Annotated in this window: 13 protein-coding genes and 1 tRNA gene; 8 read left to right on the top strand and 6 right to left on the bottom strand. The window is 55.5% G+C overall.

From position 1 onward, the window contains the following. The first annotated feature begins 209 nt into the window (after nucleotides 1-209). The 5 genes from MC50_RS13380 to MC50_RS13360 are packed head-to-tail and all read left to right on the top strand — an operon-like array spanning nucleotide 210 to nucleotide 5,403. Entirely contained in the window at nucleotides 210-1,337 is a 1,128-nt protein-coding gene (locus MC50_RS13380; RefSeq protein ID WP_047664092.1) for an AI-2E family transporter, read from the top strand. Further along, nucleotides 1,327-2,850: an efflux transporter outer membrane subunit gene (locus MC50_RS13375; RefSeq protein WP_046853063.1), complete on the top strand. Its 1,524-nt coding sequence runs from the start codon at nucleotides 1,327-1,329 to the stop codon at nucleotides 2,848-2,850. Before MC50_RS13380 ends, MC50_RS13375 begins: the two co-directional genes overlap by 11 nt. Then, nucleotides 2,847-3,941: an HlyD family secretion protein gene (locus MC50_RS13370; RefSeq protein ID WP_032696613.1), complete on the top strand. Its 1,095-nt coding sequence runs from the start codon at nucleotides 2,847-2,849 to the stop codon at nucleotides 3,939-3,941. The genes MC50_RS13375 and MC50_RS13370 overlap by 4 nt, the downstream gene beginning before the upstream one ends. Before the next feature lie 12 nt (nucleotides 3,942-3,953). Next, on the top strand, nucleotides 3,954-4,976 hold the full coding sequence (locus MC50_RS13365) for a DUF2955 domain-containing protein (protein ID WP_047664089.1): 1,023 nt from the start codon (nucleotides 3,954-3,956) through the stop codon (nucleotides 4,974-4,976). A 1-nt stretch (nucleotide 4,977) separates the two neighbouring features. Further along, the gene (locus MC50_RS13360; protein ID WP_032689379.1) at nucleotides 4,978-5,403 is read left to right on the top strand and encodes an ion channel; all 426 of its coding nucleotides are present in this window, start codon (nucleotides 4,978-4,980) and stop codon (nucleotides 5,401-5,403) included. A gap of 75 nt (nucleotides 5,404-5,478) precedes the next feature. Here the strand turns inward: MC50_RS13360 and MC50_RS13355 are convergent. Next, nucleotides 5,479-5,555 (bottom strand) — tRNA-Asp (locus tag MC50_RS13355). 132 nt (nucleotides 5,556-5,687) lie between these two features. Beyond that, nucleotides 5,688-6,419 (bottom strand): DNA polymerase III subunit epsilon, encoded by a 732-nt coding sequence (gene dnaQ / locus MC50_RS13350; protein WP_047665456.1) that lies wholly within the window; start codon nucleotides 6,417-6,419, stop codon nucleotides 5,688-5,690. On the opposite strand from dnaQ, the gene rnhA reads away from it, so the two are divergent. Continuing rightward, nucleotides 6,373-6,951, top strand: coding sequence for a ribonuclease HI (gene rnhA / locus MC50_RS13345; protein WP_160873233.1), 579 nt, complete (start codon nucleotides 6,373-6,375; stop codon nucleotides 6,949-6,951). The two genes, dnaQ and rnhA, sit on opposite strands and share 47 nt — an antisense overlap. On the opposite strand, the gene MC50_RS13340 is transcribed toward rnhA, so the two are convergent. Beyond that, nucleotides 6,948-7,670: a class I SAM-dependent methyltransferase gene (locus MC50_RS13340; protein WP_032689381.1), complete on the bottom strand. Its 723-nt coding sequence runs from the start codon at nucleotides 7,668-7,670 to the stop codon at nucleotides 6,948-6,950. The two genes, rnhA and MC50_RS13340, sit on opposite strands and share 4 nt — an antisense overlap. A gap of 33 nt (nucleotides 7,671-7,703) precedes the next feature. Here MC50_RS13340 and gloB point away from each other — a divergent pair, with 33 nt between their 5' ends. After that, nucleotides 7,704-8,459: a hydroxyacylglutathione hydrolase gene (gene gloB / locus MC50_RS13335; RefSeq protein ID WP_032696615.1), complete on the top strand. Its 756-nt coding sequence runs from the start codon at nucleotides 7,704-7,706 to the stop codon at nucleotides 8,457-8,459. Nucleotides 8,460-8,530: 71 nt separating this feature from the next. Next, complete coding sequence (gene mltD, locus MC50_RS13330) at nucleotides 8,531-9,898, top strand: murein transglycosylase D (protein WP_032689383.1); 1,368 nt, start codon at nucleotides 8,531-8,533, stop codon at nucleotides 9,896-9,898. A gap of 64 nt (nucleotides 9,899-9,962) precedes the next feature. On the opposite strand, the gene MC50_RS13325 is transcribed toward mltD, so the two are convergent. The 3 genes from MC50_RS13325 to MC50_RS13315 all read right to left on the bottom strand — a co-directional run bounded on the left by MC50_RS13325 (nucleotide 9,963) and on the right by MC50_RS13315 (nucleotide 12,908). After that, nucleotides 9,963-10,733, bottom strand: coding sequence for a class I SAM-dependent methyltransferase (locus tag MC50_RS13325; RefSeq protein WP_032689384.1), 771 nt, complete (start codon nucleotides 10,731-10,733; stop codon nucleotides 9,963-9,965). Nucleotides 10,734-10,819: 86 nt separating this feature from the next. Next, a complete protein-coding gene (locus tag MC50_RS13320; RefSeq protein ID WP_072025016.1) occupies nucleotides 10,820-11,617 on the bottom strand; it encodes an endonuclease/exonuclease/phosphatase family protein in 798 nt (265 codons plus the stop codon). Between the two features lie 103 nt (nucleotides 11,618-11,720). After that, nucleotides 11,721-12,908 (bottom strand): MFS transporter, encoded by a 1,188-nt coding sequence (locus MC50_RS13315; RefSeq protein ID WP_032700764.1) that lies wholly within the window; start codon nucleotides 12,906-12,908, stop codon nucleotides 11,721-11,723. Nucleotides 12,909-12,978: the final 70 nt, after the last annotated feature.

Here is a 12,978-nt window from a genome sequence, read left to right as displayed (position 1 = left end):
GCCAGCCCGCAGAATAAGCGGAAAAATAATATTTTTTTGGACGGATTATTTCTGTTCTACACTCATTAAGTGGATAAAATTCAACAAGCACAAACTTCATTTTCAAATAACTTTAGGCTTTTTTTAAAGCGATTCCATCTCGGTCCTGGTCTGGTTTTATTGCCCGACCTGTAAGGTCGTGCGCGCATTATCAGTGAGAACAAACCATCATGGAAAATAATACCCTGCTTGTTGTTGAAAAAAGACTGGTTGCCCGTTTTTTGGATATGTTCATTCGCTTTGGACTTATTCTGGCATTAGCCTCTTTCTGCTATACCGTATTTTCTCCGTTTCTTAATATGATGCTGTGGGCCGTTATCCTGGCCGTCACTCTTTACCCTCTCCACCAGTATTTTGCGACGAAGCTGGGAGGAAAACAGGGCTGGTCCTCAACCCTGATAGTCCTGCTCGGCATTGTGCTGATCGTGGTCCCTACGGTGCTGATGATAAGCTCTCTGGGTGAAAGCGTCAGCGTGATGATTGATAAGCTCAGCGGCCGCACTTTCGTCATTCCGCCGCCATCAGCGCATATCGCCACCCTTCCCATCGTTGGAGAAAAAATTAGCCTCCTGTGGTTAAAAGCGTCCAACGATTTGCCGGGGTTGATTAGCAACTACCGTTCGCAGATCGGAGATATCGCTAAAAATATCCTCAGTATTCTTGCCAGCATGGGCGGTGGATTGCTCGGTTTTATCCTCTCCTTCATCGTAGCGGGCATTATCATGACCTGGGGCGCCGCCGGGGCGGACAGCGCCCGACGCATTGCCATACGCCTGACGGATGAGAAAAAAGGACACGCTTTGGTGAAACTGTGTACCAGCACGATCCGTGCGGTGGCGCAGGGCGTGATCGGCGTCGCGCTGATCCAGGCGCTGCTGGTAGGCGTCATTATGATCGTGGCGGGCATTCCGGCAGTGGGGATCTTCTTTGTTCTGGCGCTGATCCTCGGGATCGCGCAGATTCCCGTGATTCTGGTGACCGCGCCGGCCATTGCGCTGATGTGGAGCCTCGGCGACCACGGAACGGCGATGAATATCATCTACACGATCTTGCTGATTGTGGCCGGTATGGCAGACAACGTACTCAAACCGCTGATGCTCGGACGCGGTGTCGATGCCCCGATGCCAGTCGTGCTGCTTGGTGCATTAGGCGGCATGGCGGCCAGCGGTATTCTCGGTATGTTTATCGGCGCGACCCTGCTCTCTATTGGCTATCGTATTTTCATGTCCTGGGTCAACGATGGGCAGGTCGGCGATAGCCAGACTCCTGTCGTTCCGGACGACAAAGATGCTCAATGAGCACCGTACCAGGCGCCTGCTGTTCACCGCTGGCGCCTGCCTTGTTCTCACCGCATGCACGACGCTGGGGCCAGACTACCATCCGCCGAAAACGCCGGAGCTGACCCACTGGCAGCCGGCCACGCAGCGGATGGCTTCCCGCTCGACGCCTGCCGATTACGCACGGTGGTGGACGCAGCTCAACGACCCGACCTTAACCGCGCTGATTAACGAAGCGCTGCGGAAAAATCCGGATGTCAAAATCGCCGGTCTGCGTCTGCTGGAATCCCGGGCGCAGCTGGGGATCGCCGAGAGCTTACTGGGACCGCAGGCGACGATCGGCAGCGGCGATCTGCTGCGCACCGGCCAGCAGCGTTCGGGAAACTACAGCTCAGGAACCCGTTACAGCGCCGGGGTCAATCTGGGATGGGAAATCGATTTCTGGGGTAAGTTTCAGCGCGGCGTCGAGTCCGCCGATGCCAGCTATTTCGCCACGCTAGCGCAGTACGATGATATTCAAGTGCTGATGGCGGCCCAGGTGGCGCAGTGGTACGTCAATATCCGCACGCTGGAAGCCCGCCTGCAAATAACCCGCAGCAATGCGAAGATCCAGCAGCGTAGCCTGCAGATCACCGAGCGGTTATTCCTCAGCGGCAACAGCGCGGAGCTGGACGTTCAGCAGGCAAAAACCCAATACCTCTCCACGCTTTCGACGATCCCCCAACTGGAAACCAGCCTCGCACAAAGCCAGAATGCCCTGAGCGCGCTGCTGGCACGCAAGCCCGGCCCCCTGCCGGAAATGGCGAGCCAGACCGGCGATATCCCGCTGGGCGAACTCTCGTTAGTGTCTGAACTTCCTGCCAACCTTCTGCGCCGACGGCCCGACGTCAGGGCGGCTGAGCGACAGCTGGCGGCACAGTCGGCGCTTATCGGCGTAGCGGAGAGCGAGCTCTACCCGTCCATTTCGCTGATCGGCAGCGTCGGGATTAGCGGCAGGACGGAGAGCAATGGCACGCTCAGCTGGGCGGCGGGCCCGACATTCAGCTGGAATCTGCTGGATCAAGGCCGGCTCGGAAATCAGGTTCTGGTTCAGGATGCCCGTTTTCTCCAGCTTCACGAGCACTATCGCGATACCGTCTTTCAGGCCGCGCGTGAAGTCGACGATGCGGCTATCGCCTACGCGAATGATAAAGATGAAATTGTATTGCTGAGCCAAACGGGTAAAGCCGCCAGCCGTTCCCTCGAAATAGCCAACACGCAGTATCGTGAAGGAATGGCTGACTTTCAGCGTGTCCTTGACTCGCAGCGGGCGCTGTTCAACCAACAAGAACGGCTGGTCAGCAGCCGCGGCGCGGCGATGCGCGATCTGATCGCGCTGTATAAAGCGTTGGGGGGCGGCTGGGAAAGCGGACGGACACGCCCGCTGGTCGATGCCGCAACGGAAACGCACCTGCGCCAGCGTGATAGCTGGCTGCCGCTGCTGAAGACCCCGCTTCCTTCCGCCACATCTCCTTCAGAAGGACCTTCGCTATGAATGCCCCCTCCTCTTCACCTGGACAGGCCAGCCGGCGTACGGCCATCGGCCTGGTGGTGGTGATTGTACTGCTGATCGGCTTTTATTTAGTCACGGACAGGGTGACGCCCTATACCTCGCAGGCCAGGGTACAGGCCTTCGTCATTCCGGTCGCAGCGGAAGTGACCGGGCAAATAAAAAAGGTATATGTTCGTGACAATCAACGTGTCGCTATGGGCGAACCGCTGTTTGAGCTGGACCCGGAACCTTATGATATCGCCCTGGCGCGTGCACGTTCGGACTATGCCACGGTACTCAGTTCCGTGAAGGCCAACGGTGAAAGCGTGGTCGCGGCAAAGGCTGGCCTGCAGGCCGCCGCCACCGCTTACCAGAATGCGGCGAAAGATGCCGAGCGCCAGGAACGGCTCTATCGTGAAGATCCCGGCACCATTTCCGTCCGGCGCCTGGAAATAGCCCAGGCCACCCGGGAAACCGCCCGTAGTCAGATGGCCGCCGCCGCTGCCGACGTGCGGCGTGCCATTGAAGCCGCCGGTGCAGCCGGTGACGATAATTCTCAGCTGTTAAGCGCCCGGGCCGCGGTTCGCAAAGCCGAGCTGGACCGCAGTAAAAGCACCGTGATTGCCGGCAGCCGCGGGCTGATTACCGATTTACGCACCGAAGCTGGCCAGTTTGTTGGCGCGGGCGCCCCGGTGATGACATTGATTGCCCTGAACGATGTCTGGATTAACGCGGACATGACCGAAAATAACCTCGGTCGTATCCGGCCGGGTAATGAGGTAGCGATTCTTCTCGACAGCATGCCCGGACACATTTTTACCGGCCGGGTACTCAGCATCGGCTATGGTATCAACGCCTCGCAACCCCCGCCGGCCGGCGGTCTCCCTACCGTGGATAACAACCGTGACTGGCTCCGTCAGGCCCAGCGCTTCCCGGTTAAAATCGCCTTTGCAAAAGAGGATACCCCGCCGCCCACCAGCCTTCGCGTTGGCGGGCAGGCAGATGTGCTGGTTTATACCAGCGGCAGTAGCCTGCTGAACGTTGCAGGCTACCTGTATATCCGTGTCATGAGCCTGTTCTCCTGGCTCTATTAGGGGACCAGCGCGATGCATAACGTGGACCGTGCCGTACTGAGAATAAGCTGTGGCAGCGGACTGGCCGCGCTGGTCTGCTACGCCAGCGCGCTGCCGATGCCGCACCTCGGATGCATCATGGCCTGGATTGTGCTGTGCCTGGGGAAACCTTTGGCGCTGAAAAAAGGTCTCGTCATTGGTTCTCTCCTGATAGTCACCATGACGGGTGGCATTCTGATGGTGCCATTACTGACCTATTACGCCTTACCGGGCGTGCTGCTCACGGCGCTGTTGCTGTATCAGTTGATATTAATGGGCCTTTCCGGGAAGGCCACGCTGTCGATGCTGCTGGTGGTGGCAATAGCGGTGATTCCCATTGCCGGGCTGATTGAGCAGGCGCTGGCGATGGGGCTGGCGCAAATGCTGGGGATCGGTTTTATTACCGGTACGTTGGTCAACGGGTTGGCGGTGGCGTTATTCCCACCGCCACCGGGCCCGGCGCCCCAGCCCAGGGAATCGCCGGCGGTGAGTTCTCCCCATGTCAGGGCGCTACGGGCGGTGATTATTGTACTCCCCGTCTGGCTTCTGGCACTGAGCCACCCGACGTTCTACATCCCGGCGGTGATGAAAACCGTCACGCTGGCGCAGCAGGCGACGACGCTCACCACGAAAACGTCGGGAAAAGAACTGGTGCTATCGACGCTACTGGGGGCGCTGCTGGCGCTGGGGCTGTGGTTCGGTCTTAGCCTCTGGCCGTCGCTGCTAATGCTGGTGCTCTGGCTGAGCCTGGTCAGTCTGTGGGTGGCCCGGCGGCTGGTTCGTCTGGTGCCGGGACGGTTTCCCCCCTCTTTCTGGAGCAATGTCTGGATAACCGCCCTCATTCTGTTCGGCCCGGCGATTCAGGACAGCAGTTCAGGAAAAGATGTCTGGACAGCCGCCGCGATGCGCTGCGCGTTATATCTCATCATCGCGCTTTATGGCTGGGCCTGCATCGCCCTTCTTGAGCGCTGGCGCCCCCTTGACGCCCCCTCAACAAAACTTCATTCAGGAGATTAACATGTTGCTTCCGCTGATTACGGGCATGCCCGTTATCCTGTGTAATATGCTGCTGCAATCTCTGGTGTCCGTCTGGTGCATTCGCTTTTATCTCAAGCGTTTTCACGGCAAAGAGGGGCTACTTGCCGGCGTGCTGGCGCTGTTCGGCACCATCATCATCATTTTAATGGGTAATTTGCTGCAGATTCTGCTCTGGGGAATACTGTTTGTCTGGCTGGGCGAGTTTCCGACGCTGCTGGATGCGGTGTATCACTCCGGGGTGAACTTCGCGACGTTGGGGTATGGCGATGTTGTGATGAGCGCCAGATGGAAACTGCTCGGTCCGCTGGAGGCGGTCAACGGGGCGCTGATGATCGGCCTGTCCGGTGCCTGCATGCTGGCCGTTATGCAGCATCATATTCGCAAGCAATTGAAATATATAAAATGAACTCAATGAGTTTGTTTTGGCGGGGCGTGAAACGACGAAAGCCTGAATCATTTCTGATTCAGGCTTTCTGAATAGTGGCGGAACGGACGGGACTCGAACCCGCGACCCCCTGCGTGACAGGCAGGTATTCTAACCGACTGAACTACCGCTCCACTTACTGTTCCCTTGGGAACGAGGCGAATATTACGGATTCCCCGTAACGCCGTCAACGCTTTTTCTTCAGTTTTGAATCGTTTGCTGTAAAAATCGCCCACCAGGTGATTTTTACAGCATATCCCAGTGACTCAGGCGCGCCACAGGCAGCTTCCGCCTTTCTTTTGCACCAGATCGAGTCGGGATTCATGGCTCACGATCTCTTCATCAGTCGCATAAACCACGCGTAATTTGCTGGCGGCGCGAACAACCCGCTGTATTCCCATTTCACCAGCCTGCTGCTGCCCCTCACCTTCCATTGAAAATGCCATCGTCGTCTGACCACCGGTCATCATCAGATAGACATCGGCCAGAATCTGGGCATCGAGTAATGCCCCGTGCAGCGTGCGCTTACTGTTGTCTATTTCATAACGTGAGCACAGCGCATCGAGGCTGTTACGCTTGCCGGGGAACATTTTCCGCGCCAGTGCGAGGCTATCGGTGACTTTGCAGAAAGTATTCGTTTTCGCAATGCCGCGATTCAGCTTGCTGAATTCATAATCCATAAAGCCGATATCAAACGAGGCGTTATGGATGACCAGCTCCGCGCCGCGGATATAGTCCATAAACTCGTCGGCCACATCCGCAAACACCGGTTTATCCATCAGGAATTCATCGGCGATCCCGTGAACGCCGAACGCTTCCGGGTCCACCAGCCGGTCCGGTTTCAGATAAACATGGAAGTTGTTCCCGGTGAGGCGGCGGTTTATTACCTCTACCGCACCGATTTCGATGATCTTATGTCCTTCATAGTGCGCACCGATCTGGTTCATACCGGTGGTTTCAGTATCAAGAACAATCTGTCGTGTAATTGCAGTGCTCATATCAGTCATTTATGTCAGACTTGCCGTTTATCTATCGATTTCAATTACAGGAAGTCTACCAGAGATGCTTAAACAGGTAGAAATTTTCACCGATGGTTCATGCCTGGGAAATCCTGGGCCCGGTGGTTATGGGGCGATTTTACGCTATCGCGGAAAAGAAAAAATCTTTAGTCAGGGCTATCACCTCACCACCAATAACCGGATGGAGATGATGGCGGCAATTGTCGCCCTCGAGGCGCTGAAGGAGCAGTGCGAAGTGATCCTCAGCACCGACAGCCAGTACGTGCGCCAGGGGATCACCCAGTGGATCCATAACTGGAAAAAACGCGGCTGGAAAACCGCTGATAAAAAACCGGTTAAAAATGTCGATCTCTGGCAGCGCCTGGATGCCGCGCTCGGCCAGCATCAAATCAAATGGGAATGGGTCAAAGGCCATGCCGGCCACCCGGAAAATGAACGCTGTGATGAGCTGGCGCGCGCTGCTGCCTCCAGCCCGACGCAGAGCGATACCGGCTACCAGCCAGAAAGCTAACTCTGGCCGTTGCGCCACTGACGCGTGGCGCCAACCGTCTGGCGCAGCTGCGTTTTTGCTTTTCCCGACTTCATCGGGTTTAACGTCAGCGGAACCGTCCGCTTCCGGGCAACAATCAGCTGCAAACTGCCCAGTGCCGGCAGATGAGTGCTGAGGAGTTTGCCACCATGTCTGGACCAGGGCAGCACCTGATACCGGCCATAATGCAGCACCTCAAAATTCAACAACGCCAGCCAGTCCAGCTGACGCGTGAGCGTAAACATCCGGCTGTTGTAGGGCGTCGTCTTACGTAATACCGGCACCAGCTTGCGCAGGCCCATCAGACTGACGGGGTTAAAGCCGGTCAAAATCATCCAGCCGTCATCAATCAATACCCGGTCGGCCTCTCGCAGCAAACGATGCGGATCGCTGCACCAGGGCAAGGTATGCGCCAGCAGGCAGGCATCAACCGATTTTTCTGCAAAGGGAAGATGGAGCGGATCGGCTTTCACCTGAATCGGGTTGCCCTGCAAAGACACGTTCACCTGATGAGAGATAGCACAGGCTTCCGTGTTGATTTCCGCGCTCAGATTGCCAATCTTAAGTAAATGAAAGCCATATAATTTAGCCAGCCACGGTTTCATCTGCCGTTCCAGCGATTCGCGATAGTATTCGCCCCAGGGCATACTGGACCAGTGCTCGGGCGCTGTGATTGTCTGAGGTATCCTTGCCGGCTTCATCGCAACCTTCCGCTACGCTTTGAGAGGTAATTTATGAATCTTATCAGCATTCCCGCATTTCAGGACAACTACATCTGGGTTCTTAGTGAGGAGAACGGTCGCTGTCTTATCGTCGATCCCGGCGAAGCGGCACCGGTACTGGCCGCCATCGAAGCCAATCACTGGCAACCCGAAGCCATTTTATTGACCCACCACCACCACGATCATGTTGGCGGCGTAAAACAACTGCGTGAAAAGTTCCCGGGTCTTGTGGTTTACGGACCGGCAGAAACCCAGGATAAAGGCACCACTCACCTTGTGGCCGATGGCGATCGGGTGATGATTTTGGGTCACGAATTTTCTATTTTTTCCACCCCCGGTCACACTTTAGGACACATCTGTTTCTACAGCGAACCTTATCTTTTTTGTGGCGATACAATGTTTTCCGGCGGCTGTGGAAGGCTTTTCGAAGGAACAGCAGATCAGATGTATCAATCATTTAGGAAAATAAACGCGTTTCCTGAGGATACTCTAATCTGTTGCGCACATGAGTATACTTTAGCGAATATGAAGTTTGCATTGAGTATCCTGCCTGATGACAGGGATATAAATGATTACTACCATAAAGTTAATGAGTTACGTGCAAAAAAACAAAAAACACTGCCCGTAACTCTGAAAAATGAGCGACGTATAAATATTTTCTTACGTACGGATGACAATGATTTAATTAAAGAAATATCCAAAGAAACAAATTTGCAACACTCTGCGCAGAGATTTGCCTGGTTAAGGTCAAAGAAAGATGACTTCTGACATTTAATTCTTGTCATTCGCCGCCTTCACCGTTATTCTTGCTCGTCTTTTAAGCAACTATTGACACACACATGAAGGCACGAGCGATTTTACTCGCCTCTGTCCTGCTGGTGGGGTGCCAGTCGTCGAAAAACGATGGCAACGTCCAACAGCACGCACAGAGCCTTTCTGCAGCTGGTCAAGGGGAAGCAGGTAAGTTCACAAGTCAAGCGCGCTGGTTAGATGATGGAACCTTCTACGCGCAAGACCAGGATCTGTGGACTTCCATAGGCGACGAGCTAAAGATGGGAATACCGGAAAATCCCCGGATTCGCGAACAAAAACAGAAGTATTTAAGTAATAAGAGCTATCTCCACGATGTAACTTTACGGGCAGAGCCGTATATGTACTGGATAGCCGGGCAAGTTAAGAAACGTAACATGCCAATGGAACTGGTATTACTACCCATAGTGGAGAGCGCTTTTGACCCGCACGCAACGTCTGGCGCCAATGCCGCAGGCATCTGGCAGATCATTCCGAGCACCGGGCGCAATTATGGTTTGAAACAGACCCGCAGCTACGATGCGCGTCGTGACGTCGTCGCCTCTACCACGGCGGCGTTGGATATGATGCAGCGTCTGAACAAGATGTTCGACGGCGACTGGTTGTTAACGGTCGCCGCGTACAACAGCGGCGAAGGTCGAGTGCTGAAGGCAATGAAAGCGAACCGTTCGCGTGGTAAACCCACCGATTTCTGGTCGCTGCCATTACCGCGGGAAACCAAGGTGTATGTGCCAAAAATGCTGGCGTTGAGTGATATTCTCAAAAACAGCAAACGTTATGGCGTGAAGCTGCCGACGGCAGACGAAAGCCGTGCGCTGGCGCGTGTTCGCCTCGACAGTCCGGTTGAGATTAGCCAGCTCGCAGATATGGCAGGCATGCCTGTCGGCAAGCTGAAAACCTTCAACGCCGGCGTCAAAGGATCAACCCTTGGTGCCAGCGGGCCAAAGTACGTTATGGTGCCACAGAAACACGCTGCTCAGCTGCGTGAATCACTGGCCTCTGGCGATATTGCAGCCGTGCAACCTACGCTGCTGGCGGACAACACGCCGTTGACCAGCCGTAGCTACAGGGTGCGTTCGGGCGATACGGTTTCCGGGATTGCATCGCGTCTTGGCGTATCGACGAAAGATCTGCAGCAGTGGAATAACCTGCGCGGGTCCGGGCTGAAAGTGGGTCAGAACCTGGTGATTGGCGCCGGTAGCAGCGCGCAGCGTCTTGCCAACAACAGCGATAGCATCACCTATCGCGTACGTAAAGGTGATTCGTTGTCGAGCATCGCGAAACGTCACGGCGTGAATACACGTGATGTGATGCGCTGGAATAGCGGCACTGATGACCTGAAGCCTGGCGACCAGCTGACGCTGTACGTGAAGAACAGCGACAGGCCAGACTCCTGATACATCTGCTTAGTAGAAAAGGCACCGGATCCCGGTGCCTTTTTGTTTTAAAGCGTTTTTTGTTTTAAAGCGCTTTATGCGCTTCAAACATAATCGTATCGCTGGTAAAGGAGCCGTCCTGCTGCAAAGCGAAATAGGCTTTGACCTCTGCGGATGCGCTCTCCTGATATAAACGGATGGCCTCCACCAGCGGTGCTGGCGTGCGCATACGGGCCACCCATGAGGAAAATTCCAGCGGCAAGCGATCGGTCAACAGCTGATTAACCGCCAGCCCGGCCTCATTCGCTAATGCCAGCCATTCTCCGCTCGAGTAGTTTCGTACATGAGACGTATCACGCAGCGCTTCAACGGTTTGCAGCCAGATATCGCGTACAGGATGCCCGGGCGACATCACATCCATAATTATCATCACGCCGCCCGGCTTCAGGACGCGCTTAACCTCACGCAGCGCCTGGCCGACATCATGCCAGTGATGGGCAGAATAGCGGCTTATCACCACATCAAAGCTGTCATCGGCAAACGGCAGCGTTTCCGCATACCCCTGTTGAGTAACAATATTGGCGAAACCTTTATCTTTTGCGGCTTCAGCAACCACCTCCAGCATCTGGCTCGATAAATCATAAGCCGTAACCTGCGCCACCTGCCCCGCGGCGGTAAAGCTGGCGTGCCCTGCCCCGCATCCCATATCCAGCAACTTTGCCTGTGGGAAATCGGCCAGCCGTTCGGCCAGGCGCTGCAGATCGCGCCCGGAAGCGTGTACGGCGCTGGTCAGATAGGCGCTAGCCTGTGAGCCGAACTGCTTTTCGACATTGTCATGGTGAGAGCGTGTTGTCATTGTGTTGTCCTTCGGTTGTGTGAATCATTAAGGGCAGCATCGTGCTGAGCGCAGACCTGCCCGGTGGCAGGCCTGACATACCTTAATTAATCAGGCTTGCCGGGACTGAATTCGACTAGTAGCGGGTTGTGGTCAGAGGCGCGCGTCACCAGCACGGAAGCATCGTGTACGCTTAACCCACGATAGAATACAAAATCAAGCGGGCGACCAAACGCCCGACGGCGCTGATCGTCAGGGAAACGGACTTCACGCAGCGACATTTCTCGCGCAAAGTGATAGAGCGCATTCATTCGTGAACGGCTCCAGGCATTGAAATCACCGGCCATAATCACCGGCCCACTGTGATGGGCTATTTGATCGCCAATCGGCAGCAGCTGCTTGCTGTAGACATCGACACCGAGGCTGAAATTAACTGCGTGAATATTCACAACCATCAGTAAACGCGTATCCGGCAGCGGATACACGGTCACTAACGCAGACTTTGCCAGCCGCAGAATCGGCTCACGCTCGCGCAGCGGGCAGCAGTACACCGGATGCGCCGAAGCCAGCGTCATGACGCCAGAGGGGTGCTGCGGCAACACCAGAGCCGGAACCTGATCGGCGGCCAGGTAATTAGTCGTCGCAAATCGAACCATTTCAGGGGTAGTTTGCGCTTCCTGTAACAGCACAAGATGGGCATCTTTACCGAAGTTCTTGAGAACGGACTTCCACTCCGCCCGCTGCTGCTTAAAGATATTCCACACCAGGACGCGGATCTTTTCATCTGTGCTTAATGGCACGCCGGCAGGAAATGCCTGGCCCACGCTTACGAATGACCCCGGAGGCAAAATTCTCTCCGCGGGCTGTCCGGCAACGTAGCGCATAGCATAAGTATTCTTTCGCAATTTGGGCATCAAACCTCGATAACAGGAAACCAGCCTGACTGCGGCTGGTTCTTCTGTTATAGGGACTTTCACTGGTACTTTCAATGCAATTCGCGAGAAACCTTTATCCTTCGACATTCACCGTCTTTGCCGGTCGGTACTTATCCAGACGACCACTGCGCACAACCAGCAGCAGCGCAGCGAAGACGATGACGGCCCCTATCCACGGCGTCTCGGCCAGCCCATAGCGCTCCACCGTTTGTCCACCGATAACGGAACCTAACGCTATGCCAACGTTGAACGCGGCGATATTCAGGCCGGAGGCCACGTCAACCGCACCCGGCGTATACTGCTCGGCTTTTTGCACGACGTAAACCTGCAGCCCCGGCACGTTACCGAAGGCAAAAATCCCCATCACCAGCACCGTTGCCAGCGCAGCATACTGGATGCTGGCGGTAAACTGGAATACCAGCAGCAGAACTACCAACGCGGCAAAGATTAACTTCAGTGCCGCAACGGCCCCATGCTTATCGGCCAGTTTTCCGCCCCAGACGTTGCCAACGGCCACCGAGATACCATAGCCCAACAGAATCCAGCTCACCGTTGATGGGCTAAACCCGGCCAGCTCCTGCATCATGGGAGCCAGGAAAGTAAACGCGGTGAAGACGCCGCCATATCCCAATGCGGTGATGGCATAAATCATCAACAGACGCGGATGGGTGAGGACCTTAATCTGATCGCGCAGGCTTGCGCTGGCGCGGCCTGGGATGTTGTTCGGTACCAAAATCAGACTGCTCACCAGTGCAATGACGCCGAGAATCGAAACGGCGAGAAAGGTTTCTCTCCAGCCAAAATGCTGGCCGATAAAGGTACCGATCGGTACACCGGTCACCAGGGCGACCGTTAAGCCACCAAACATAATGGCGATGGCCGAAGCGGCTTTCTCTTTCGGCACCAGGCTCGTCGCGATAGTGGAGCCAATCGAGAAGAACACACCGTGTGCCAGGCCAGTCAGCAGACGCGCAAAGACCAGCGTCGCATAACCGGGAGCCTGCCAGGCCAGCAGGTTACCGGCGGTAAAGAGCACCATCAGCGCCAGCAGCAGCTGTTTACGCGGCATACGCCCGGTCAATGCGGTCAGCACCGGCGCCCCGATGGCCACCCCCAGAGCGTAGATAGAAACCAGCAGGCCGGCAGAAGGCAACGAGATAGCCAGTTGTTCAGCAATCGTGGGGACCAGCCCCACAATCACAAATTCCGTGGTACCAATAGCAAAGGCACCGATTGTTAAGGCAAGTAGCGCCAGTGGCATAATTTACTCCGTATCATCAGGATTAAGATGACACGTAGTATGAAGCGATGTTTAAATAACAAAAACTATC

This window comes from Klebsiella planticola, assembly GCF_000783935.2.
Lineage (GTDB): Bacteria > Pseudomonadota > Gammaproteobacteria > Enterobacterales > Enterobacteriaceae > Klebsiella > Klebsiella planticola.
Note: the sequence above shows the minus strand (reverse complement) of the source record. Positions and strands in the feature narration are given on the sequence as shown.